The sequence below is a fragment of the Streptomyces sp. NPDC006140 genome, assembly GCF_040628815.1.
Classification (GTDB): Bacteria; Actinomycetota; Actinomycetes; order Streptomycetales; family Streptomycetaceae; genus Streptomyces.
On the sequence record NZ_JBEXTS010000007.1, the window covers coordinates 136,625 to 160,139 of the forward strand.

17 protein-coding genes and 1 pseudogene are annotated in these 23,515 nt (G+C 74.1%); 11 read left to right on the plus strand and 7 right to left on the minus strand.

The genetic code is table 11. From position 1 onward, the window contains the following. Window positions 1–3,424, minus strand: a 3,424-nt coding sequence (locus tag ABZ386_RS19925) for a beta-ketoacyl synthase N-terminal-like domain-containing protein (RefSeq protein ID WP_358965389.1), incomplete at its 3' end; no start/stop codon positions are given. A gap of 185 nt (window positions 3,425–3,609) precedes the next feature. Here ABZ386_RS19925 and ABZ386_RS19930 point away from each other — a divergent pair. The 4 genes from ABZ386_RS19930 to ABZ386_RS19945 all read left to right on the plus strand — a co-directional run bounded on the left by ABZ386_RS19930 (window position 3,610) and on the right by ABZ386_RS19945 (window position 10,716). Beyond that, entirely contained in the window at window positions 3,610–4,596 is a 987-nt protein-coding gene (locus tag ABZ386_RS19930; RefSeq protein WP_355727859.1) for a hypothetical protein, read from the plus strand. A gap of 164 nt (window positions 4,597–4,760) precedes the next feature. Continuing rightward, window positions 4,761–6,617, plus strand: coding sequence for an HSP90 family protein (locus tag ABZ386_RS19935; RefSeq protein ID WP_351335945.1), 1,857 nt, complete (start codon window positions 4,761–4,763; stop codon window positions 6,615–6,617). Between the two features lie 2 nt (window positions 6,618–6,619). Then, window positions 6,620–9,571 carry a hypothetical protein gene (locus ABZ386_RS19940; protein ID WP_358965391.1) on the plus strand — a complete coding sequence of 984 codons (2,952 nt, stop codon included), beginning with the start codon at window positions 6,620–6,622 and terminating at the stop codon, window positions 9,569–9,571. A gap of 179 nt (window positions 9,572–9,750) precedes the next feature. Further along, window positions 9,751–10,716 carry a YihY/virulence factor BrkB family protein gene (locus tag ABZ386_RS19945; RefSeq protein WP_351335940.1) on the plus strand — a complete coding sequence of 322 codons (966 nt, stop codon included), beginning with the start codon at window positions 9,751–9,753 and terminating at the stop codon, window positions 10,714–10,716. Between the two features lie 133 nt (window positions 10,717–10,849). On the opposite strand, the gene ABZ386_RS19950 is transcribed toward ABZ386_RS19945, so the two are convergent. Beyond that, window positions 10,850–11,845 (minus strand): hypothetical protein, encoded by a 996-nt coding sequence (locus ABZ386_RS19950; protein ID WP_351335938.1) that lies wholly within the window; start codon window positions 11,843–11,845, stop codon window positions 10,850–10,852. Continuing rightward, a complete protein-coding gene (locus tag ABZ386_RS19955; protein ID WP_355725382.1) occupies window positions 11,842–12,417 on the minus strand; it encodes a sigma factor-like helix-turn-helix DNA-binding protein in 576 nt (191 codons plus the stop codon). The genes ABZ386_RS19950 and ABZ386_RS19955 overlap by 4 nt, the downstream gene beginning before the upstream one ends. 450 nt (window positions 12,418–12,867) lie before the next feature. Between ABZ386_RS19955 and ABZ386_RS19960 the strand changes: the two genes are divergently transcribed. From ABZ386_RS19960 to ABZ386_RS19990, 7 genes and pseudogenes are all read left to right on the plus strand, one after another. Continuing rightward, window positions 12,868–12,996 carry a hypothetical protein gene (locus tag ABZ386_RS19960; protein WP_269803225.1) on the plus strand — a complete coding sequence of 43 codons (129 nt, stop codon included), beginning with the start codon at window positions 12,868–12,870 and terminating at the stop codon, window positions 12,994–12,996. Next, window positions 12,993–13,082 carry a K(+)-transporting ATPase subunit F gene (gene kdpF, locus ABZ386_RS19965; protein ID WP_009326374.1) on the plus strand — a complete coding sequence of 30 codons (90 nt, stop codon included), beginning with the start codon at window positions 12,993–12,995 and terminating at the stop codon, window positions 13,080–13,082. Before ABZ386_RS19960 ends, kdpF begins: the two co-directional genes overlap by 4 nt. 1 nt (window position 13,083) lies before the next feature. After that, window positions 13,084–14,748, plus strand: coding sequence for a potassium-transporting ATPase subunit KdpA (gene kdpA / locus ABZ386_RS19970; protein ID WP_351335933.1), 1,665 nt, complete (start codon window positions 13,084–13,086; stop codon window positions 14,746–14,748). Next, the gene (gene kdpB, locus ABZ386_RS19975; RefSeq protein WP_351335930.1) at window positions 14,745–16,823 is read left to right on the plus strand and encodes a potassium-transporting ATPase subunit KdpB; all 2,079 of its coding nucleotides are present in this window, start codon (window positions 14,745–14,747) and stop codon (window positions 16,821–16,823) included. The genes kdpA and kdpB overlap by 4 nt, the downstream gene beginning before the upstream one ends. 5 nt (window positions 16,824–16,828) lie before the next feature. Beyond that, complete coding sequence (locus tag ABZ386_RS19980) at window positions 16,829–17,497, plus strand: potassium-transporting ATPase subunit C (protein ID WP_355725371.1); 669 nt, start codon at window positions 16,829–16,831, stop codon at window positions 17,495–17,497. A gap of 70 nt (window positions 17,498–17,567) precedes the next feature. After that, window positions 17,568–18,230 (plus strand): hypothetical protein, encoded by a 663-nt coding sequence (locus tag ABZ386_RS19985; RefSeq protein ID WP_358965393.1) that lies wholly within the window; start codon window positions 17,568–17,570, stop codon window positions 18,228–18,230. Window positions 18,231–18,427: 197 nt separating this feature from the next. After that, window positions 18,428–18,930: pseudogene (locus tag ABZ386_RS19990) on the plus strand (aromatic ring-hydroxylating dioxygenase subunit alpha); the annotation flags it as partial. Between the two features lie 40 nt (window positions 18,931–18,970). On the opposite strand, the gene ABZ386_RS19995 reads toward ABZ386_RS19990, so the two are convergent. From ABZ386_RS19995 to ABZ386_RS20010, 4 genes are read right to left on the minus strand one after another with little or no spacing between them, the layout of a single operon-like run. After that, window positions 18,971–19,948, minus strand: a complete 978-nt coding sequence (locus ABZ386_RS19995; RefSeq protein ID WP_351335921.1) for an NAD-dependent epimerase/dehydratase family protein — start codon at window positions 19,946–19,948, stop codon at window positions 18,971–18,973. Then, window positions 19,945–21,528 carry an AMP-binding protein gene (locus ABZ386_RS20000; RefSeq protein WP_358965395.1) on the minus strand — a complete coding sequence of 528 codons (1,584 nt, stop codon included), beginning with the start codon at window positions 21,526–21,528 and terminating at the stop codon, window positions 19,945–19,947. Before ABZ386_RS20000 ends, ABZ386_RS19995 begins: the two co-directional genes overlap by 4 nt. Then, complete coding sequence (locus tag ABZ386_RS20005; protein WP_358965396.1) at window positions 21,525–22,469, minus strand: alpha/beta fold hydrolase; 945 nt, start codon at window positions 22,467–22,469, stop codon at window positions 21,525–21,527. Before ABZ386_RS20005 ends, ABZ386_RS20000 begins: the two co-directional genes overlap by 4 nt. Then, the gene (locus ABZ386_RS20010) at window positions 22,466–23,494 is read right to left on the minus strand and encodes a 3-oxoacyl-[acyl-carrier-protein] synthase III C-terminal domain-containing protein (RefSeq protein WP_356617514.1); all 1,029 of its coding nucleotides are present in this window, start codon (window positions 23,492–23,494) and stop codon (window positions 22,466–22,468) included. Before ABZ386_RS20010 ends, ABZ386_RS20005 begins: the two co-directional genes overlap by 4 nt. Between the last annotated feature and the right edge of the window lie 21 nt (window positions 23,495–23,515).

A 23,515-nucleotide genomic window follows, 5' to 3' on the forward strand; every position in this document is an offset into this window, starting at 1 on the left:
CCGTCTCGGGCGTTGCGTCCCTCGGCCCGGCGGAGCCGGCCGCGTCCCTCGGCCCGGCGGAGCCGGCCGCCCCGGGCGCCGCGTCCCCCGGCTCCGGGGAAACAGCCGCCCCCGGGGCCTCTTCCAGGATCACGTGGGCGTTGGTTCCGCCGATTCCGAAGGCCGAGACCCCCGCGCGCCGCGGTCGGGTCGAAGCCGGCCAGGGCCGGGGGGCCGTCAGCAGTTCCACCCGGCCCGAGGACCAGTCGACGTGCGGCGTGGGCGACTCGGCGTGCAGGGTCCGCGGCAGCTCCCCGTGCCGCATGGCCTGCACCATCTTGATGACGCCGGCGACTCCGGCCGCCGCCTGCGTGTGCCCGAGGTTGGACTTGACCGACCCGAGCCACAGCGGCTCCTCCCGGTCCTGCCCGTACGTGGCCAGGAGGGCCTGCGCCTCGATGGGGTCGCCCAGCGTGGTGCCCGTGCCGTGGGCCTCCACCGCGTCCACGTCACCGGGGCGCAGCCCCGCGTCCGCCAGCGCCTGCCGGATCAGCCGCCGCTGGGCGGGGCCGTGGGGCGCGGTGAGCCCGTTGGACGCGCCGTCGGAGTTGACGGCGGAGCCGCGGAGCACGGCCAGCACCGGATGGCCGCCTCGCCGCGCGTCCGACAACCGCTCCAGCAGCACGAGCCCCACGCCCTCGCCCCAGGCCGTACCGCCCGCCGCCGCCGAGAACGACTTGCAGCGCCCGTCCGGCGACAGCCCGCGCTGCCGGCTGAACGCGAGGAACGACTTGGGCGTCGCCATCACCGTGACCCCGCCGGCCAGCGCCAGCGAGCACTCGCCCGAGCGCAGCGACCGCGCCGCCCAGTGCAGCGCCACCAGCGAGGACGAGCACGCGGTGTCGACGGTGATGGCGGGACCGCGCAGACCGTACACGTACGACAGCCGCCCGGAGGCCACACTGCCCGTCGAACCGAGCCCCAGGTGCGCCTCCAGCTCCTGGGGACGGGTGAGGCGGGTGGCGTAGTCGCCGTACATCACGCCCACGAACACACCGGTGTCGCTCTCGCGCACCGACGCCGGGTCGATCCCGGCCCGCTCCCACACCTCCCAGGACGTCTCCAGGAGCAGCCGCTGCTGCGGATCCGTCGCGAGCGCCTCGCGCGGCGAGATCCCGAACAGCCCGGCGTCGAACTCCGCGGCCCGGTGCAGGAACCCGCCGTGCCGCGTGTACGACGTGCCGATCCGGTCGGGATCGGGGTCGTACAGGGCGTCCAGGTCCCAGCCCCGGTCGGCCGGGAACTCCGAGATGGCGTCCCGCCCCCGCGACACCAACTCCCACAGGTCCTCGGGGGATTCGACGTCACCGGGGTACCGGCACGCCATGGCGACGATGACGACGGGATCGTCCTCGGCGGACCCGTCCTGTCCGCTCTCCGGCCCCGGGCGGTCCTCGGGCCGGGCTTCGAGGAGCACGACCCTCAGGTACCGGGCGACCGCCTCCGGCGTCGGGTGGTCGAAGACCAGCGTCGACGGCAGGTCCAGGCCGGTCAGCGCGGCGAGCCGGTCCACCAGTTCGACGGCGCCGACGGACGTCATGCCGAGATCGGCGAAGGGACTGTCCGGGCCGGGCGGCTCGTCCGGGGCGAGCCGGCACACCTCGGCCGTCTCGGCGAGCACCGTCTCGCGCAACGCGCGCTGCCGGTCGTCCCGCGACAGCGACAGGAGCCGCTCGCGCAGGGTGGTGGACATGCTGCCGGCGGTGGCCTCGTGCGCGGCGGCGGGCGTGGTGCCGGCGGTGGGGGAGGCGGCCTCGTGCGGGGCCGTGGGCCCGGTGCCGCCCGTGCGGGAGGCGGCCCCCGCCGGGGCGTTCAGCTCGTGCCGGGCGATCTTGCCGGACGCGGTGCGCGGGACGGCGGTGATCTCGCGGATCCGGGCCGGCACCTTGTAGTCGGCCAGGAGGTCCCGGCACGCGGCGAGCACCCGCCGGGGATCCATCCCGTCCGGGCCCGGTACGACGAAGGCGACCGGCACCTCACCGAGCACGTCGTGCGGCTCCCCCACGACCACGGCGTCGGACACGCCGGGACACCGCAGCAGGGCCTGCTCGATCTCCGTCGGGTGGATGTTCTCGCCGCCCCGGATGATCAGCTCGCTGACCCGCCCGGTGAGCCGCAGGTGGCCGTGCTCGACGCGGCGGCCGAGGTCACCGGTGCGGTACCAGCCGTCCCGCAGCGCGGCCGCAGTCGCCTCGGGCCGGCCGTGGTAACCGGTCATCAGGCCGGGCGAACGCACCCAGACCTCGCCCTCCTCACCGTCGGGGACGTCCGCGCCGCTCCCCGAATCGACGACACGCACCTCCACCCCCGGCACGGGCGGCCCGCAGGAACCGTCGACCCGGGGCCCCTCGGGCCGATTGACCGCGATCATGCCGCAGGTCTCGGTGCTGCCGTACGCGTCGAGCAGCGGCGCCCCCAGGGTCTCCTCCACGGCCGCGCGCAGCGCGGGACCACTCGGCGCGCCCGCCACGAGGCACAGCCGCGGCGCCGGCGGGGCCGCACCGGGCGAGTCGACCAGCCCGTGGTACGTCGCCGGCACGCCCGCCAGCAGGGTGAAGGGGCCGCCGAGTTCCTCGTACGCCGTGAGCAGCTCCCGCCGCAGACCGCCCGGCGCCGGCAGTTCCCCGGCGATCCTCGCGCTCGCGCCCACGGCCGTCACGCCCAGGATCGCCAGCGAGTGGCTGAAACTGTGGAACAGGGGGAGCGGCCACAGCAGCCGGTCGTCGGACGAGAGACCGAACACCGGGGCGTAGCAGGCGGCCACGGACCACAGCGCGGCCCGCTGTGTGGACAGCACGCCCTTCGGCCGGTGGGTGGTGCCCGAGGTGTAGAGCATCCAGGCCGGATCGTCGAGGCCGAGCGCGTCGATCTCGGCGGTCCCGTGGCTCTCGGTCCCGTCGCTCTCGGACCCGCCGCTTACGTCCGCGCCGCTCTCCGCCGCGCTGTCGAGCAGCTGGACGTCCGCCGGGACCGGGCCGGCCCCCGCGACCAGGACGCCCAGGCCGTCGTACGGCGGTCCCAGGCGCCGCAGCCGGGCGAGGCGCGGGGCGTCCGTGATGACGAACGCGGCACCGCTGTCCTGGAGGAAGTGGGCCAGCTCCGCGTCCGAGGACCGAGGGTTGAGCGGGACGCCGATCACCCCGGCCCGCAGGACGGCGAGGCAGCTTTCCACCGTCTCCACACGGTTGCCGAGGCAGATCGCGACACGGTCGCCGCGGCGCAGCCCCGTCCGGACGAGGTACGCCGCCAGGCCCCGGGCGCGCCGCTCCAGCGCGCCGTAGGTGACGCTGCGCGAGGAGTCGGCGTACGCGACCCGCCCCGGCGCCGCCCCGGCGTGCTCCTTCAACAGGTCCGCCACCGGCCTGATCAGCTCGTCACGCTCCATGTCCCCCGCCCTCCAAATCCCCGACCGCACAACGATGTTGAGCGTACGCGGACGCGCCGGCGACGACCTCCGGACGACGCCGGGGCGGAGGTGGTGAAACACGGGTGAAAACCCTGTGGAAGCGGTGTCGGTGGGGGCGTTTATGCTGCTCCGAACGATCACGCGGGACCAGGGGAGGGCGCGGCATGTTCGGCAAGCTGTTCGGCAGGGGGGCGGAGAGACCGGTGGCGGATCCGCACGCCCTTCCGGTCCCGCGCAGGCAGAAGAGCGGGATGTACACACTGCGCGCGCTCGGGGACGCGCGGGTGCTCGCGTTGGTCGAGGCGGCCGACGCCGGTGACTGGGAGGCGGTCAAGGCCGCGCTGGCGCCCTTCGATCTCGGCCGCGACCACCAGGTCCTGGGCGAGCTGGCCGAACTGGACGGCGTGCAGGACTGGATCGGCCGGGCCGTCGAGGAGGACAAGGAGCACCGGGCGACGGCCCTGCTGATATCCGGCACGCGCCACATCATCTGGGGCTGGGAGGCACGCACCGCCGCGCGTGCCGTCGACGTCACGCAGGAGCAGTGGCGGGTCTTCCACGAGCGGCTCCACATCGCCGAGGAGCAGCTGCTCGAAGCCGCCGAACTGCGGCCGGAGTGGGTCACCCCGTGGCGCCGCCTCCTCACCTCGGGCCGCGGCATGTCGCTGGGATCCGCCGTCAACGAGACCCGGCTCGGGGCCGCCCTGCGCCGCGACCCGCTGGACCTGGAGACCCACATCGAGTGGGTGTCGCAGCTGCAGCCCCGCTGGGGCGGCGAGCCGGGGCAGGCCCTGGCGTTCGCCCAGGAGGCGGCCGCCCGCGCCCCGGAGGGCCACCGCCTCGGCTGTGTGCTCGCCATGGCGTACATCGAGGAGTGGGTCGAGTCGGAGCGCGGAGACTACCTGGAAACCGACGAGATCCGGGCGCAGTTGCGGGAGGCGGCCGACCACAGCATCCTCCACCCCGCCTACGTGTGGCGCCCGGGCTGGCAGCACGACTTCAACATCTTCGCCATGGCCCTGTCGCTGGCCGGCGAGCGCCACACGGTCCGGCGCGTCTTCCAGACCCTGGACGGCGCCTACACCAAGTGGCCCTGGACGTACTTCGGCGAGCCCGAGAAGCAGTTCGCCCGCCACCATCGCCGCGCCTGACCAGCCACCGTCGCGCCTGACCACCCGGCCGGCCCGGCGCACCACGCACCCGGCGCCGCCCCCTCGGAGCACACACCGGTCCCGCACCGCCCGTCCATTCACCGGACCCGGCTCCGGTGCCGTACGCCCGTAAACCCGTCACCCCTCGCACTTCCGGACTGCCGATGACTCTGCCCGACACCGCCGCGACCCCGGCCGGCGCCGACCGCACCTTCCAGGTGGATCTGCGCGGCCTCGTCGACCTCCTCTCCCACCACCTCTATTCCAGCCCCCGCGTCTACCTGCGCGAACTCATGCAGAACGCGGTGGACGCGCTGACCGCCCGGCACACCCTCGAACCGGCCGCCCCCGCCGACGCCTTCGGTGTCCGCCTGTACGCCGACGGTGCGGTGGTCCGCGTCGAGGACGACGGCGTCGGACTCACCGAGGCCGACGTCCACAGCTTCCTCGCCACCATCGGCCGCAGCAGCAAGCGCGCCGACCGGATCGCCGAGCAGCGCGGCGACTTCATCGGCCAGTTCGGCATCGGCCTGCTCTCCTGCTTCCTGGTCGCCGACGAGATCCACGTCCTGAGCCGCTCGGCCCGCACCCCGGACGCCCCGGCCGTGGAGTGGCGCGGACGCGGCGACGGCAGCTACACCGTCCGCACCCTGCCCGCCTCCGCCCGCCCCCGGCCCGGCACCACCGTCACGCTGACCCCGCGCGCCGACGCGGGCGAGTGGACCCGCCCGGCCCAGGTGCACGCCCTGGCCCGCCACTTCGGGTCCCTGCTGCGCCACCCGGTGACCTTCGACGACGGCACGGCCGGCCCCGGCGCCCCGGGCGCGTCCGTCAACCCCGAGCCCGCCCCCTGGGCGCGCACGTACCCCACCCCGGGAGCCCGTTCCCGCGCCCTGGCCGCGTACGGCGAGGAGGTGTTCGGCTTCAAGCCGCTGGACACCATCGAGCTGGACCTGCCGGCCGTCGGCCTGAAGGGCATCGCCTGTGTGCTGCCCGAGACGGTCCCGGCCGGGCGCCGCCACGGCCACCGGGTGCACGTCAAGGGCATGCTGCTCTCCGAGCAGGCCGAGGAGATCCTGCCCGACTGGGCGTTCTTCGTCCGCTGCGTCCTCGACGCCGAGAGCCTGCGCCCGACGGCGTCCCGCGAGTCCCTGTACGAGGACGACACCCTCGCCGCCGTCCGCGACGCCCTCGCCGAGCGGCTGCGCGCCTGGATCGCCCGGGCCGCCGCCAGCGACCCGGACCTGCTGCACCGCTTCCTCCAGGCCCACCACCTGGCCGTGAAGTCCCTCGCCGTGCACGACGACGAGATCCTGCGGATGCTGCTGCCCTGGCTGCCGTTCGAGACCACCGACGGGCACTGCACCCTCGACGAGTTCGCGCGCACCCACCGCACCGTGCTGGTGACGTCGACCGTGGAGGAGTTCCGCCAGGTCGCGGCGATCGCCTCGGCCGCCGGACTCGGCGTCGTCAACGGCGGCTACACCTACGACCGCGAACTGGTCCACCGCCTGCCCGAGGTCAGGCCCGAGGTCGCCGTCGCCGACCTCGACCCGGCGACCCTCACCGCCCACCTCGACCCCGTCGACCGCGAGACGGAACTCGCCGCCGCGGCCTACCTCGCCCAGGCCCGCGACGCCCTCGCCGTCTTCGACTGCGACGTCGCGCTGCGCACCTTCCAGCCCGCCTCCGCCCCCGCCCTCCTCGTCGACAGCCGCGAGGCCCGGCACGAGCGCACCCGCTCCCAGCTCGCCCGCGAGCAGGAGGGCGGCCTGTGGGGCGACATCCTCGGCGCCCTGCGCCAGGAGGCCCCGCGGGCCCAGCTGATCCTCAACCAGCTCAACCCGCTGGTGCGCACCGCCGTCACCATCGACGAGCCCGAACTGGCCCGCACCAGCGCCGAAGCCCTCTACGGACAGGCCGCGATGCTGTCCCGCCGCCCGCTGAGGCCCGCCGAGTCGAGCCTCATCAACCGCTCCTTCCTCGACCTCCTCGCCCACGCCCTCCGCAAGGACAGCTGACGATGCCGACGACCGCACCCCAGACCATCGACGAGCTGTACCAGGCGCTCCAGGAGAACGACCGGCGCCCCTACGGCCGTACCCGTACCGTCACGGCCGAGGAACTCGTCGACGCCGCCGAGCAGTTCGAGGAGCCCGTCCCGCTCGTCCACGCGCTCCTCGAACTCCAGGAGGCGTACACCTACGGCTCCGAACCCCGCAAGTCGCCCGTCGTCTTCGCGCGCCTGCTCACCCTCTTCGACGAGCAGCCCGACGTCTTCACCGAGAATCTGCGGCACCTGCTGTTCTGGCGGTTCAAGTGGGTGGCCAACGCCCTGCGCCAGCTGCCCGAGATACCGCTGCCCAGCCTGCGCCAGTGGCTGACGGAGATGCGCGACCGGTACGAGAAGGAGGGGCTCGGCCTCCAGCCCTACTACGGGCAGGCGTACCAGCTCGCCGCCCACGTCGGCGAGGACACCACCCTCGCCTACGAGCTGTGGGCGGGCCGCACCCGCACCCGGCTCAGCGACTGCGAGGCCTGCGAGACCTGCCAGCGGGCCCTGTACCACCTCGCCGCGGGCGACGACGAGCGGGCGCTGCGCGCCTGGGAGCCCGTCCTGGCCGGCAAGGAGTCCTGCCAGGAGGAGCCGGCCCGCTCCGTGTCGCACGCGCTGCTGCCCCTGCTGCGCACCGGCCGCACCGACCGGGCCCGCGAACTGCACCTCGCCGGCTACCGCGGCTGCCGCCGCAACCCCTCGATGTCCGGCGAGGTCGGCCGGCATCTGGAGTTCTGCGCGCTCACCGGCAACGAGGCGCGCGGCCTGGAACTGCTCGCCGAGAACCGGAACCTGTTCGACGAGGTCGACTCGCCGCTGGACCAGCTCGACTTCCTCACCGGCGTCGAGGTCCTCCTCCAGCGCGTCGAGTCGCTCGGCCACGGCGAGTTGCCCGCCGCCGGATACGCGGGCCGCACCTGGACCGTGGCCGCACTGCGCGCCGAGGTGCGCGGCCGCGCCGACGACCTCGCCGCCCGCTTCGACGCCCGCAACGGCACCACCACCCACACCGACCGCCGCACGACCCGCCTCGACCGGGCTCCGCTCCTGGACGCGCTGGAACTGACCCTGCGCACCCGCGCCCTCGACGACGTGGCCCCGGCCGCCCCGGCTGCCCCCGCCCCCGCCGCCCGCACGGCCGCCCCCGTCCCCGAGTCGCTGCCCGAACTCATCGTCCGGGCCAGGGCCCTGGAGGAGCAGGGGCACCCGGACGGACGCGCCTGCTGGGCGCGGCTGCGCACCCTCGTCACCGCCCGCGACTACACCCACCCCGACGACCCGGCCGTCGGCCCGCTCGTGCGCCTGCGCGCGGACCTGCTGGCCGACGAGGCGAGCCGGGCCGGCGACAAGGACGAGTTCGCCGACTCCGCCGCCCTCTTCGAGGAGGCCGCGGCCCTGTACGACGACGCGGGCCTGCCCGGTCACGCCGCGGTCGCTCGCGCCGGCGCGCTGTTCGCCACCGCCGAGATCCCCCCGGAGGGCCCCGCCGAGGGCCCGGAGAGGGCCGAGGCGAAGGCCGCCGCGCTGACCGCCGCCCACGCCGCCATGGTCCGCCTGCAGGAGGAGACGCCCGGCCTCGCCCCGCAGCAGGAGTCCCGCCTGCTGCGGATGCGGGCGACCGCGTTCGGCCTGCGCCTGCAGGCCTCGGGGAGCGAGGAGCACGCCGCCGCGGCCTTCGCCGAGGTGGAGCTGCTGCACGCCTTCGCCACCCGGCACGACATCGCCGGGCAGATCTCCGGCGCCCTGCTGCTGCGGGCCGGCACGCACGCCATCTCCGGCGACCTGCCGACCGCGGTCACCGAGATCGACGCCCTCCTCGACCGGCTGAAGACGCACGGCCCCGCCTGGCACCTGCCCCGCACGCTCGGCCTGCGCGCCCGGCTCCAGCTCGGCCTGCGGGACGCGCAGGCCGCGCACGCCGACCTGACCGAAGCCCTGCGGCTGGCCGCCGACTGGCCGGCCGACGCGGTCGACACCGCCCGCCTCCACGGTGAACTGGCCGAGGTCTGCATGCACCTGGGCCGCACCGACGAGGCGCTGCGGCACCTGACGCGCTCGGCGGAACTGGACCTGCGCCACGGCAGCCGCACGGACGCGTACTGCGCCTACAGCAACGCGGCCCAGCTCAGCCTCGACCTCGGCCGCGTCGAGGACAGCATCGCCCTGCTCGACTCCCTGCTGGCCGAGCCGGACGTCGCCGCCGGAGAACTGGACGACCGGCTCGTCGCCCAGCTGCGCCTGACCCGCGCCCGGGCGCTGCACGCGGGGGAGGACCTCAAGGCCGCCACCGCCGAGTTCGCCGCCCTCGCGGCCGAGTCGGCCGGCTGGGACGACGACCCGGGCAGCCACGCCATGATCGCCGCGGAGACGGCCGTACTCCTCGGCGAGTCCGGCGAGTTCGGCCGCGCCCGCGAGGTCGCGGACCAGGCGCTCGCCGCCCACGCCCGGGCACCGCGCCACGAGCAGCTCAGCAACTGCCTGCGCGAACTCGCCCGCCTCCAGGCCCAGCAGCAGGGCCCCGACGGTCTGGCCGGCGCCCGGGCCTTCCTCGCCGACGCCGGCCGGATCGCCGACGAGGCCCGCGCCGCGGGGTTCGAGGCCCACGGCCGCTCCCTGGACACGGCCCTGGCCTACGAACACGGGCGGGTCAACGCCTACGCCCGCGAGTACGAGGACGCCCTCGCCGCCCTGGAGAAGGCCCTCGCCCTCCTCGGCGAGCCGGGAGCGGACCAGGACCAGGCCGGCGAGTGGGCCGAGTGCGTCCGCCTCGCGGGTGCCGTGGAGGGCATCTACCTCGAACGCCCCGCGCCCGCCCTCGCCCGTCTCGACGCGGCGGTCTCCCGGCTGACCGCCCTGGGCCACACCGAGGAGACCGAGTCCCTGACCGCCCTGGTGGACCGACTGCGCGACGAGGACTGACCCGCAGGCAGAAGCCCCCCTTCGGTGGCCGCCCGGGCCACCGGAGGGGGGCTCGGGCGGCGCCGCCGGAACTGCCGAACGGGGGACGACCCCGGAAGCATGGCGCAAGGGCGAGGTCGGACGGGAAGGTTCCCGGGGCACCCGGACCGGGAGCAGCGTCACGACAAGGAGCGTCCGCCATGGGTACCGCCGTCCACGTCCCGCAGACCCGGGACATGATCGGGGACGAGCTCTCCGGAGACGAGGCGTTCACCGCCCTGCGCCACTACGGCGGGTTGCGGCTGCTGGCCGACTCCTTCGCCCGGTTCCGCTACGCCGACGGTTTCACCAACGCCCGGGCCCTCGCCTTCCAGGTGGTGGTCGGGCTGGTTCCCTGCACCGTCGCGCTGGTCGGGCTGGCCACGTCGGTGCACACCGAGGGCGTGGGCCGGGTCATCGAGCTCACGCTCGGCCGGATCGTGCCCGGCGCCAGCGCCGAGATCGTCGAGGACGCCTTCGAGGGGACGCGGCGCACCGCCCACGGCGATGTCTGGAGCACGCTCGCCCTCTGGCTCGGTCTGGGCTTCGCGCTGCTCAACCTCGCCTCGGCCATGGGCCAGATCGAGCGCGGCGCCAACCGCATCTACGGCATCGAGCGCGACCGTCCCTTCCCGCGCAAGTACACCCGGGCGATCGTTCTCGCGCTCGCCGCCGGTCTGCCCCTGGTGCTGGGGTTCGTCGTCCTCGTCGCCGGCGAGGCCGTGGGCGACGCGGTGGCGGACACCGCCGGGTGGGCGGGCGGCGGCGCGCAGTGGTGGGAGGTGCTCGACGTCCCCGTCGGGCTCGCGCTGGCCTGGGTGGCCTCCGCCGTGATCTTCCGCTGGTCGCCCCGCCGCGTCCAGCCCGGCTACACCTGGCTGGCCTTCGGCTCGGCCGTGCATCTGCTGCTGTGGGTGGCGGCCACCTGGCTGCTCGCGCTGTACGTCGAGGAGAGCGGTGCCTTCGGCGCCGTGTACGGGCCGCTCACCGCCTTCATCGCCCTGCTGCTGTGGGCGAACCTCACGGCCGTCGCGCTCTTCCTCGGCATCGCGTTCGCCGCCCAGCTCGAAGCGGCCCGCGCCGGCATCGAGACGGCGGTCCGGCCGGACCCCGGCCCCGGCGCGTGAGACGGCCGCCGCCTCAGCCGGGCCGGCACACCGACGGCCCGCCGGGGCCGGCCCGGGTTCCCCCGGCCGGCCCCGGCGGGAAGATCACCGTGCCCGGCTCGATCCGCACGGTGAGGAAGGCGGGCGGCCCCCGTCACGCCTCGGCGTGGATGACGGTCTCGGACGGTTCCGCGGCGACGATGAGCACCCCCTGCTCCTCGCCGGACGGCAGCGAGGCACGGCGGACGAGGCTCTCCCACTCGCCGGGCCACACGGTCGTGGCGTCCCACAGGATCCCCTCCAGGAGCACACCGTCCAGCTTGGCGCTGCTGAGGTCCGCCCCGACGAAGTCGCTGCTCGCCCGCTCCACCTCGGCGACGGCCTTGGCCAGGGCGTCCGCCTGGTCGCAGCCCTGGGTCAGATCGTCGATGAGGTCCTGAGCGACCGCGTCCACACCGAACACATAGCCGGGCGAGGACGACTCGAGGGTGAGGATCGCCGGTTCCAGCTCCTCGTCGAGCAACTGCTGGATGCGGTGCAGGTCGTGCAGCAGCCGCTCGGCGGGCTCGGCGAGCACCGACTCGACGGCCACCAGGTAGTCCAGGCCGGTGAGCGTCACCGGTGGCCGCTGCGGCTTGGGCAGCCGGGACATCGCCCGCAGGCTCTCCCGGAGCTGCTCGACCACCAGCTCCGCTTCGGCGACGGTCCGGGCGGTGCCCTCCAGCAGGTCGGTCAGGTTCTGCACCATGCGGACCGCCGCCCGCATGCCCGCGGCCAGGTCGGCCGGCCAGTAGCGGTGGGCCAGCCGCAGCGCCTCCTGACGGTACTTCACCCGCACCGGCGAGGGCCGGTTGAAGAGCGGGCCCCGTTCCGCGAGGCGTGCCTCGAGCTCCGGGTTCCGCTGGGCCAGGGCGGCGCGGGCCTCACGGGACCGGCGCCGGGTGACCGCATGCCCGATCGAGCGGTGGGCGGCTGCCAGCAGACGGTCCAGCGCCAGGTCCGGGGGACGCAGTTCGGGCGGCCCGCCCTGTGCGGTGACGCGGTCGGTGACGGCGGTCCCCAACCGGTCGTGGACACGGGCCAGCAGCGTGTCCAGCACGTCCTCGCGGCAGAACGGCGACCCGGGCGTACGCGCATCGCGGTCCGTCACGTCGCCCTCCTCTCCTCGTGGTGACGGCCTTCCAGACGCAGGCCCTCCTTCAGGGCCGCTCTGGCCCGGGCCAGGTTCTGACGCACGGCGGCCCGGGTGGTTCCCATGGCGCGGGCGCTCTCCTCGGTGGTGAAGCCGTCGAGGTGCCAGGCCATGGCGGCGCGCTGCTTGGCCGGCAGCTGGAGCAGCAGGGAGATCACCCGGCGCTCCTCCTCCCCGAGCTCGGCCGCGTGGGCCGGGGTCTGCCAGCGCAGGGTGGTCTCCGGCTCGGGCATGTCGGCGCAGGCGTCCTCCGGTTTGACCTGCTGGCTCACCCAGGACCGCCAGGCGACGGTGCGCAGCCAGGCACGGGGGTGCGTCAACGACAGACCCGGCGCGCACATCTGGGTGAAGGCGTCCTGGGCCGCGTCCTGCGCCTCCGCCCAGGACGCGCCGTGCAGCAGCAGGAACCGGACCAGCGCCGGGTACTGCTCGTGGTGGAGCGCCTCGGCGAGTTCGATGCCGGGCAGGGGCGCCGGGCTGATCTCGACATGGTCGACGAGATCGATCTCAGTACTGAGCGCGTCCTCCACGGCGCCCACCCCCGTTCCCGTCGGCTGGCACCGGGCGCGCGGGGCGGCCGGGGCGCACCTGTCGCGCCGTGAGGCAGCGGATCCGGTCGGTCTGCCCGGACTCGGTGATGCGCGCTATCTCCACATCGGCGTTCAGACGCCGTTGGGCGACCTTCACAACGCCGTTGACAACGGTGACGGCCACGGTCACCACCGCTCCGACGATCACAGGATCCATGCCGCACATTCCCCTTCCGGAAGGCTCGCTCGGGTACCGCCCGCGTCTCGCACGCACCACAACAGTGCTGATTACCACGGCAGTTGTGACATTTACCTGGTCACGGCTCGCGGAATCCGGCCCTCCGGCGGCGACCGGGTCCGGCCGCCGGGGGCGTCAGGGATCCGTCAAAGCCGCGGGCGTGGCCGTATGGGAGCCGTCAACGAGTGGCCCGGTCCCGTCCGGAAGGGGTTTTGCTTCAGTCGTCCCTCTCACCGCACCTCACTCAGGAGTTCGCGATGGCCGACCTGGCCTTCGTCGTCACCGCCCTCGCCGGTTTCGCGCTGGTGGCTCTCGTCGCCAAGGGGGTGACGAAGCTGTGACCGCCGAGAACGTCGTCGGCCTGGTCGTCGCCGTCGCCCTGCTGGGCTACCTCGTCCTCGCCCTGATCTTCCCGGAGAGGTTCTGAGATGGGCCCCGTCCTCGCCGGAGTGCTCCAGCTGCTGGCCCTTGTCGGCGCGCTGGCGCTGGTCCACGTCCCCGCCGGCACCTACATGGCCCGGGTCTACTCCTCGACGAAGCACCTGCGGGTGGAGAAGTGGATCTACCGGAGTATCGGTGCCGACCCGGACGCCGGGATGACCTGGCCCGCGTACCTGCGCGGGGTCCTCGCCTTCTCGGCCGTCGGCGTCCTGTTCCTCTACCTGCTCATGCGGCTCCAGGGCGTCCTGCCGGGCTCGCTCGGCTTCGCCTCGGTCGGCCCGGCGCAGTCGTTCAACACGGCCGTGTCGTTCGTGACCAACACCGACTGGCAGTCGTACTACGGCGAGCAGACCATGGGGCACGTCGTGCAGACGGCCGGTCTGGCCGTGCAGAACTTCCTGTCCGCGGCGGTCGGGATGGCCGTCGCCGTGGCGCTGGTGCGCGGCTTCGCCCGGTCCCGCACCGGTGAACTGGGCAACTTCTGGGCGGACCTGGTGCGCGGTGTCACCCGCGTCCTGCTGCCGGGCGCCTGCGTCGCGGCGATCGTGCTCGTCGCCTGCGGTGCCGTCCAGAACTTCTCCGGCATCCACGAGGTCGGCCAGTTCCTGGGCGGTCCGCAGCAGTGGAACGGCGGCGCGGTCGCCTCGCAGGAGGCCATCAAGGAGCTGGGCACCAACGGCGGCGGCTACTTCAACGCCAACTCCGCCCACCCCTTCGAGAACCCGACGCCCTTCACCAACCTCTTCGAGATCTTCCTGCTCCTGGTGATCCCGTTCTCGCTGCCCCGCACCTTCGGCGTGCTCGTCGGGAACGTGAAGCAGGGGTACGCGATCCTCGCCACGATGGCCACGATCTGGCTGGGCTTCGTGGCGCTGATGATGTGGACGGAGTTCGCGCACCACGGCCCCGCGCTCCAGGCCGCCGGCGGGGCGATGGAGGGCAAGGAGGTCCGCTTCGGCGTCGGCTCGTCCTCGATCTTCGCGGTGTCCACGACCCTGACCTCGACCGGCGCCGTGGACTCCTTCCACTCCTCCTTCACCGGCCTCGGCGGAGGCATCGCGATGCTCTCGATGATGCTGGGCGAGATCGCGCCCGGCGGCACCGGCTCCGGCCTCTACGGCATGCTGGTCCTCGCCGTCATCGCGGTGTTCATCGCCGGCCTGATGGTCGGCCGCACCCCCGAGTACCTGGGCAAGAAGATCGGCGCGCGGGAGATGAAGCTCGCCGCCTGCTACATCCTGGTCACCCCGGCCCTGGTGCTCGTCTGCACGGCGGCCTCCATGGCGCTGCCGACACCGCCGCACTCGATGCTCAACCCGGGCGCGCACGGCTTCTCCGAGGTCCTGTACGCCTTCACCTCCGCCGCCAACAACAACGGCTCGGCCTTCGCCGGCCTGAACGCGAACACCGACTGGTACAACACCATGACCGGACTCGCGATGCTGCTCGGCCGCTTCCTGCCCATGGTCTTCGTCCTGGCGCTGGCCGGCTCGCTCGCCGGGCAGCGGCCGGTCCCGGTCACCGCGGGCACCCTGCGCACCGAGAAACCGCTGTTCACCGGGTTGCTGGTCGGCGCGGTGCTGATCATCACCGGTCTGACGTACTTCCCCGCCCTCGCCCTGGGCCCGCTCGCGGAGGGACTGGCCTCATGACCACGCGCACCGAACCGGTGCCCCGCCAGGACACGCCGCCGGAGCACCGGGCTCCCGAGGGCCGGGTCGGCGCGGGCCTCTTCGAACCCCGGCAGTTGCTCACGTCCCTGCCGGACGCGTTCCGCAAGCTCGACCCCCGGGTGATGGTCAAGTCGCCGGTGATGTTCGTGGTGTGGGTCGGGTCCCTGCTCACCACGGTCTTCTCCTTCGAGGACCCCGGCGACTGGTTCGGCTGGACCATCAGCGCCTGGCTGTGGCTCACCGTCCTCTTCGCCAACCTGGCCGAGGCGGTCGCCGAGGGCAGGGGCAAGGCGCAGGCCGCCACCCTGCGCCGGGCCAGGACCGACAGCGTGGCCCGCCGGGCGGACGGCACCGTCGTCCCCGGCACCGAGCTGAGGATCGGCGACCTGGTCGTCTGCGAGGCCGGCGACACCATCCCCGGCGACGGTGACGTCGTCGAGGGCGTCGCGTCGGTCGACGAGTCGGCCATCACCGGCGAGTCCGCCCCGGTCATCCGGGAGTCCGGCGGCGACCGCTGCGCCGTCACCGGCGGTACGAAGGTGCTGTCCGACCGGATCGTCGTCAGGATCACGACGAAGCCGGGGGAGACCTTCATCGACCGGATGATCGGCCTGGTCGAGGGCGCGGCACGCCAGCGCACACCCAACGAGATCGCGCTGAACATCCTCCTCGCCTCGCTGACGATCGTCTTCCTGCTCGCCTGCGCCACCCTGCCGCCCTTCGCGGACCACGCCGGTACGCACCTTTCGATGGTCGTGCTGGTCGCCCTGCTGGTGTGCCTCATCCCGACCACGATCGGCGCGCTGCTGTCGGCGATCGGCATCGCGGGCATGGACCGGCTGGTGCAGCGCAACGTGCTCGCCATGTCCGGTCGGGCGGTGGAGGCCGCGGGCGATGTGTCGACGCTGCTGCTGGACAAGACCGGCACCATCACGCACGGCAACCGGCAGGCCGCCGCGTTCGTCCCCGTGCGCGGTGTCACCGAGGCCGAACTCGCCGCCGCGGCACGGCTGTCGTCGCTGGCCGACGAGACACCCGAGGGCCGTTCCGTCGTCGTCCTCGCCGAGGAGCGGCACGGACTGCGCGAGCGCGAGCTCGTCGGCGCCCGGTGGGTCGCCTTCACCGCGCAGACCCGCATGTCGGGTGTCGACGTCGACGGCCGCAAGGTCCGCAAGGGCGCCACGGCCTCGGTCACCGCCTGGGTCGAGGAGCAGGGCGGCACGGTCGCCGCGGACGCGGACGACATCGCCCGCCGGATCTCCGCCTCGGGCGGCACCCCGCTCCTCGTCGCGGTCGAGGACGCCGACGGCGCCCGGGTGCTGGGCGTCATCCACCTCAAGGACGTGGTCAAGGACGGCATGCGCGAGCGGTTCGGCGAACTGCGCCGCATGGGCATCAGGACCGTCATGATCACCGGCGACAACCCGCTGACCGCGAAGGCGATCGCCGAGGAGGCAGGCGTCGACGACTTCCTCGCCGAGGCCACCCCCGAGGACAAGATGGCCCTCATCAAGCGCGAGCAGGCGGGCGGCAAGCTCGTCGCGATGACCGGCGACGGCACCAACGACGCCCCGGCCCTCGCCCAGGCGGACGTCGGCGTGGCGATGAACACGGGCACGTCGGCCGCCAAGGAGGCCGGCAACATGGTCGACCTCGACTCCGACCCGACCAAACTCATCGAGATCGTCGAGATCGGCAAGCAACTCCTCATCACGCGGGGCGCGTTGACGACGTTCTCCATCGCCAACGACGTCGCCAAGTACTTCGCGATCATCCCGGCGCTGTTCGCGGCCGTCTACCCGGGCCTGGACAAGCTCAACATCATGCGGCTGTCCTCGCCCGACTCCGCGATCCTGTCGGCCGTCGTCTTCAACGCGCTGATCATCATCGCGCTGGTGCCGCTGTCCCTGAAGGGCGTGCGGTACCGGCCGGTCAGCGCGGACAGGATGCTGCGCCGCAATCTCGCCGTCTACGGCCTCGGCGGCCTGATCGCGCCCTTCATCGGCATCAAGCTCATCGACCTGCTCATCTCGCTCATCCCCGGGATCGGGTGAAGGACATGAACAACTCCGTGACGAACACCGCCCGGCTGCTGGGCGCGGGGCTGCGCGCCCTGTTGGTGCTGACCCTGGTGACCGGCGTCATCTATCCGCTGGTGATCACCGGCATCGCGCAGGGGCTGTTCCCCGGCCAGGCGAACGGCTCCGAGATCAGGTCGGACGGCAGGGTCGTCGGCTCGTCCCTCATCGGCCAGTCGTACGACCTGCCGCTCAAGAAGGGGCAGGAGGCCCCCGAGCCGGACCTGAAGTGGTTCCAGGGGCGTCCCGCCCACGGGCTCGGCACCAACACCCTCAACACGCGGTACCGGCTGCTGCTGTCGGGCGCCACCAACCTGGCCGCCGACAACCCCGAACTCGTCCGGCAGGTCGAGGCCGCCAAGGCCGCGGTCATCAAGGAGAACTCGGTGCCCGGCCACCCGGTCAGGGCCTCCGAGATCCCGGCCGACGCGGTGACCTCGTCCGGCTCGGGCCTGGATCCGGACATCTCCCCGCAGTACGCCGCCCTGCAGATCCGCCGGGTCGCCGAGCGGAACGGCCTGCCCGTCGCCGAGGTCCGCAGGCTCGTCGAGGAGCACACCGAGGGCCGCACCCTGGGCTTCATGGGCGAGCCCCGGGTGAACGTCCTCGAACTCAACATCGCGCTCAAGGAGCTGGTGGCCAGGAGGTGACGGCCCCGGGCGGGGCCGGAAAGCGGGGCTTTCGGGGGCCGTGAGCCGGGCGTGATGAGAGGGTTGTCTCATGTCCACCTCAACGTCCGCCCGGCGGGTCCCGCTGGCCGCCGCGGCCCTCGTCCTCGCCGCGGGCCTCACCCTCACCGCCTGCGGTACGGAGCACGCCTCGGGACCGGCGGCCGGAGCCGCTCCCGGCAGCACCGGCGTGCCCTCGCCCGCCACCGGCACGTCGTCGCCCCCCACCGGCTCGCCCTCGCCGACCAGCGGAACGCCCGGTGCCGCGGGAGCGTCGCCGTACGTGGAGCCGGGGGCCGGTGACGGGGCCCCGCACTACCAGGAGAACAACGCCCACCGGCTGCCCGGCGAGATGTCCCCCGCCCACGCCAAGGACGCCGAGCGGGAGGCCGACCGCATCAGGCCGGTGCTCAAGCGGCTGTGGGAACAGCACACGTGGGACCCCGCGTCGGTGCGGACGGCCCTGCTCCGGCTCGGCTACGAGGAGGAGCGCGTCGCCAAGGACGGCACCCGGCTCGGTGGGGAGCTCACCATCACGGGGATGCGCTCGCGCTACGAGAACGGCGGCTACGTCACGCCGGAGGGGGCGATGGTCGGACTGCGCGTCCATGACGACGCCTGCGTCACGGCGTTCGTGCAGAAGTCGAACTTCCAGGCGCTGGCCAACGGCCCCTACCTGGAGACCGGCTGCTTCCCCCCGCCCTTCGCCCACTGAGCCCTCCGGGGCGCCGCGACGGCCGGACCCTCGCCACGCCCGTCCCTCACCCGTCCGTACGCTCTGTGCGGGGCGCGAACGGGACGCGGCCCCCAGCATGGAGGAGGCCGGGACGCCCGCGCCGGCGGGTCGGCGACGCCTGTGGGGACGGGCGGCCGCCCCGCCCGGGTACGCGCGAGGGAGAGGTATGACCGCGGCAGCTCCGCCCGGAACTGCTGGACCACCGCAGCGACGCCCGGTCGGTGGAGGCCAGGTACCTGTTCGAGCACGCGGGCGGGAAGCGGAACCGCCGCGCGAGCCTGCTGGCGGCCGAGGGCATCGGCGGCAGCGACTCCCGCGACCTCATGACCATCCGCACCGAGTACCCGTACCAGACGCTGGACCTGGTCCGGAGAACGCGGAGCGCCCGGCCTTCCGCCTCTGGGCCGCCTACGTGCCCGAGGACGCCGAGCAGCGCACCTGTCACACCTACGGCCTGCTCATGATCGAGAAACCCCGGATGCCGGGCGCGCTCCACCTGGCCTGGCCGTTCATCAAGCGGTTCACCGAGCGGGTGTTCGCCGAGGACCGCATGGCCGTCGAAGCCGAGCAGCGCACCACGGCGCCGACCCTGATCCTGGACGTCCGCGAGGTGCTGCGCGGCAACGGCGTCCCGCTCCGGCCCGCCGCGTGCGGCACCGGGCGGGCCTGCGCCGGCTGAGGAGACGCCGCGACGGCGTACTGCCTGACGCGTGCCGCGCTCACGCCCCCGACAGCGCCGCGATGCCCGCGTCGAAGGTGATCGGCGGCTCGAACCCCAGGTCGCGGCGGGCGGCTTCGACGCTGAACCAGTGCGGGTGCAGCAGCTCCGCGACGAGGAAGCGGCTCAGGGCGTGGGTGCGGGCGAGGCCGGTCAGCCGCAGGGCGGAATCGCAGGCGGTCGCGGCGGCCCGGGCCAGCGGGCGCGGCACGCCGCACCAGGCGGCGTCGATCCCGGCCGCCCGCAGGAAATGGGCGGTGATCTCGCGCAGTGGGCGCGGCTCGTCCTGGGTGATGAAGTAGGCGCGGCCCCCGATGGGGCGGCCCTCCCGGAGCCCGTCCAGGGCGAGCAGGTGGGCGTGGGCGGCGGTGTGCAGATGGGTCGTGTCGACGAGGTTGCCGCCGTCGCCGGGCATCACCAGCCGGCCCGCGCGCACGGCCCGCGCCAGGGACGGGGCGAAGTGCGGGTCGCCGGGCCCCCAGATGATGTGGGGGCGCAGGGAGACGGTGGCCAGGCCGGGGGAGTGGGCGGCCAGCACGAGGGCTTCCGCGACGGCCTTGGTGCGCGGGTAGGCGGCCAGGTGCCGGTCGGGGTAGGGGCAGCGCTCGTCCGCGTTCTCCAGCCCACCGGGCCGGAAGACGACGCTGGCGGTCGACGTGTGGACCAGCGTGCCGACCCCGTGGGCGCGGCACTGGTCGATGACGTTGCGGGTGCCGAGGACGTTGGTCCTCCAGTACGGCGCGAGCGGGCCGCTGACCCCGGCGAGGGCGGCGTTGTGGAGGACGGCGTCACAGCCGGCGACCGCGCGGGAGACGGCGGCGGGGTCGGCCAGGTCTCCTTGGTGGTGCCGGACACCGAGGCCCTCCAGGGCGGGGCTCGGGCGGCGGCCGAGGGAGGAGACCTCGGTGCCGCGGGCGACGAGCCGGCGGCAGATCTCCTGCCCCAGGAAGCCGCTTCCGCCGGTGACCAGGACCCTCAAGGCCGGCCTCCCGTGGCGGCGTACGCGGCGAGCCGGGCACGGTCGATCTTGGAGTTGTGGCGGATGTCGGTCGGGAAGCGCGGGCGGAAGAGCACGGTGGCGATGTTCCGGGCGTGCGGATGGCCGCCGAGGGCGGCGCGCAGCGCGTCCACGACCGCCTCCTTCCGCGCGCCGCGCTCCGGTTCGACGCAGAGCACGGCCCGCTGCCGCCCGGCGGGGCCGACCCCGACCAGGGCGGTGCGGCGGACGCCGGGGGCGGTGTCGGCGGCGGCCTCGATGTCCTCGGTGGTGAGGGTGAAGCCCGCGCCGGTCACGAGATGGGCCGTGCGGCCGAGGTACCACAGGCGGCCGTCGTCGTCGAGGCGTCCCAGGTCGCCGGTGCGATGCCACAGGGCCCCGTCCGTGAGCGACTTGGCGGCGTCCGTGGCGTCGGGGCGGGCGTGGTAGGCCGGACTGACCATGGGCCCGGCGACGGCGATCTCCCCGAGCCCGGTGCCGTCCGCGTCGAGGACGCGCGCCCTGACACCGGGCAGGGGGTGGCCCAGACAGGTGCCGGCGTGCCCCGCCGGAGGTTTCACGCGCAACGCGTCGGCGTCGATCGCGGCGACCGGCAGGCACTCGGTGGCGCCGTAGACGCTGAGGATCTCCGCCCCGGGCGGAAGGGCCTGCGCCAGCATGTCGACGAGCCGGGGGCGGAGGGGCGCGCCGAACGACAGCACGCGGCGGACCGAGGGCAGCGTCAGGCCGTGGCGGACGCAGTGCCCGGCGATCAGGGCGAGGACCGCCGGTGAGCCGAGGACGAGGGTCGCCCGGTGGCCCAGGAGCGGCCCGACCAGGTGTCCCGGGGGCGTGCGGGCCGGGGCCAGATGGTCGACCTGCGGGGCGACGGTCGTCACGCCGAGCAGCGGGCCCAGCGCGGCGAACGGCAGGAAGCAGGACAGCAGCACGTCACCCGCCTCGGCGCCGAGCACGGCGTCCAGGGCGGCGAGCTGTCCGGCCAGGGTCGAGTGGCGGTACTCCACGCCCTTGGGCTGGCCGGTGGACCCCGAGGTGAAGGCGATCATCGCCAGATCGTCCGGCCGCGGTTCCGGGAGGCCCGGAGCCGGGCCGCTGCCGTCCGGCACCTCCAACGGCAGGCTCTCCCCCAGGAACCGGCCGCGGCCCGGGAAGCCGCGGCCGGTGACCAGAGCCGTACGGACCCGGCCGCGGCCCCAGCCCAGGGCCCGCCGCGCCACATGGGCCAGGGGCTCCCCGATGAACACACCGGGGGCGATCTCGTCCAGGCAGCGCCGCACCTCCGCGCGCGGCTCGATCAGCACGGGGACGGCGCCGAGCGAGATCAACGCGTAGACGGACGCCACGAGCCGGTAGGCGTCCCGGGTCATGACCACGGCCTTGTCGCCGCGCCGCACCCCGGCCGCCCGGAGCGCGTCGGCGGTGCGGCGGCAGCCGTCCAGCAGCTGGGCCGCCGTCACCTCCTCGGTGGACAGGGCGCCGGCGCAGCGGACGAGGACGGTCGCCCGCGGGTGCTCGGTGAGCCGGGCCAGGCGGGTGAAGACACGATCGGGTGCGACGGTCATCGCTGTCCTCGCAGGAAGTCGCGGATGTGGACGCCGAGTTCGGCCCCGGCGTCGTCCATCACCAGATGGCCGGCACGGGGGAAGCGGTGGACGACGGCGTGCGGGTGGCGGCGGATCCACTCGTCGAGGACCAGCGGCGTGAAGACCGGATCACGCATGCCCCAGCCGAGGAGCAGGGGCGGCCGTCCCAGGTCGTCCGCCCCCTCGGGCGGGGTGAGCAGCCGCCACGCCGCGTCCTCGGGGCCCCGGGGGATCGCGCGGACGAACTCGGTGATCGCCCGGCGGTTGTCGCGGCGGAGATGGGGCAGCAGGTAGGCGCGCCGCTCGGCGGCGCTCAGCCGGTGGGTGACGCCGACCCGGACCGTGGCCCGGGCGAAGGCGTTGGTGGCGTGGACGGCGGCGGCCACCGGCCGGTGGTCCCGGATCCAGCGCAGGTAGAACGGTAGCCGGTAGCCGTCGGGCCAGGGGAAGGCGATGGTGTTGAGGACCACCAGGCGGGAGACGACGCCCGGGTTGCGCAGCAGCCACGCGAAGCCCAGCGGGCCGCCCCAGTCGTGCACGACGAACGTCCACCCCCTCGGCGGGACGCCCTCGTCACGGACCAGATGGCGGTACAGGGCGTCCAGGTGGTCCAGTTGGTACAGGTAGCGGTCCGCCGGGCCGGGCGGCGGCGCCAGGTGCTGGGACAGGCCGAGGCCGGGCAGGTCCGGGGCCAGGCACCGGGCGTGCGGGACCAGCGTGGGCAGCAGCTTGCGCCAGGCGTAGCTCCAGGTCGGGTTGCCGTGCAGGAACAGCAGCGGCACGCCGCTGCCGACGTCGAGGTAGTGCTGGCCGGTCGACGGAACGAGCCGCCAGTGCTCGCGCGCCGGGTAGCCGGGCAGCAGTTCCTGCAGGACGGAGGTGCGCGCGGCGGCGGACAGGCGCCGGCTGTCGGCGGTCACCAGCGCACCAGCGCCAGACCGAAGCTCATGCCGCTGGCCAGGCCGAGCATCGCCACGGTGTCACCGGGCTCGATGCGGTCGGTCTCCCGTGCCTTGACCAGTTGCAGGGGCAGGGAGGCCGCGGCGCAGTTGCCGTGTTCGGCGACGGCGGGCAGGCACCGGTCGGCGGGCAGGGGCAGTTTGTCGACCATCTCCTGGTACTGCGGCATGCCGATCTGGTGGAAGGCGATGAAGGCGCTGGAGCGGACGGCCGCCAACTCCCGCTCCGCCGCCTGCCGGAGGAACGTCAGGCCCTCCACCGCGGTCGTGCGCAGCAGGTCGCCGTTGAGCCGGATCGTCAGGTGCTCGTCGTCGAACGCCCGGGGGTGTATCGAGCCGCCGCCGCTCACCGTGCAGGCGTTCCAGGCGGTGGAGTCCGCGGCGAACCGCAGGGCGAGCACCCCCGGGTCGCCGTCCCCGGCGGGCCCGGCGGTGAGGAGCAGGGCGGCGCCGGCGTCGGAGACCGTGTAGCCGGGCATGGCCCGCAACAGGGCCTCGTGGTCGGGGACGTGCCAGCGCGTCACCATGGACCCCACCTCGCCGCAGGCGATGAGCACCGTGCGGTAGCGGCGCGTGGCGATGAACGCGCTCGCCACCTCCATGGCGTTGAGGACGCTGTTGCAGGCGTTCTTCACGTCGAACACCGGGCAGCTGGCGCCGAGTTTGGCGGCCACGAGGTGGCAGGTCGACGGTTCGAGCATGTCGTGGCAGGTGGCGGCGAACAGCAGCAGATCCACCCGGTCGATGGTCGTCCCGGCGTCGGCGAGCGCCTTGCGGGCGGCCGCGACCGCGAGGTCCGAGGCGCACACCCCCGGCTCGCCGGCGTGGACACCGCGCACACCGGTGATGTCCTCCAGGAGGCCGGGCGGCGGGACGTAGGGGCTTCCGGCGGCGGCGATCCCGGCCCGGATCTCCTCCATGGTCCGGTAGCGGGACGGCAGATGGACGGCGACGGCTGTCAAGCGGGCACGCGGAGCTTCGAGCACCGCGCCACCGTAACGGCCGGT

Coding starts and splice junctions, on each gene's coding strand:
- ABZ386_RS19930 (WP_355727859.1), top strand. CDS start 3,610: ATGTTCGGCAAGCTGTTCGGCAGGGGGGCGGAGAGACCGGTGGCGGAT.
- ABZ386_RS19935 (WP_351335945.1), top strand. CDS start 4,761: ATGACTCTGCCCGACACCGCCGCGACCCCGGCCGGCGCCGACCGCACC.
- ABZ386_RS19940 (WP_358965391.1), top strand. CDS start 6,620: ATGCCGACGACCGCACCCCAGACCATCGACGAGCTGTACCAGGCGCTC.
- ABZ386_RS19945 (WP_351335940.1), top strand. CDS start 9,751: ATGGGTACCGCCGTCCACGTCCCGCAGACCCGGGACATGATCGGGGAC.
- kdpA (WP_351335933.1), top strand. CDS start 13,084: ATGGGCCCCGTCCTCGCCGGAGTGCTCCAGCTGCTGGCCCTTGTCGGC.
- kdpB (WP_351335930.1), top strand. CDS start 14,745: ATGACCACGCGCACCGAACCGGTGCCCCGCCAGGACACGCCGCCGGAG.
- ABZ386_RS19980 (WP_355725371.1), top strand. CDS start 16,829: ATGAACAACTCCGTGACGAACACCGCCCGGCTGCTGGGCGCGGGGCTG.
- ABZ386_RS19985 (WP_358965393.1), top strand. CDS start 17,568: ATGTCCACCTCAACGTCCGCCCGGCGGGTCCCGCTGGCCGCCGCGGCC.
- ABZ386_RS20000 (WP_358965395.1), bottom strand. CDS start 21,528: ATGACCGTCGCACCCGATCGTGTCTTCACCCGCCTGGCCCGGCTCACC.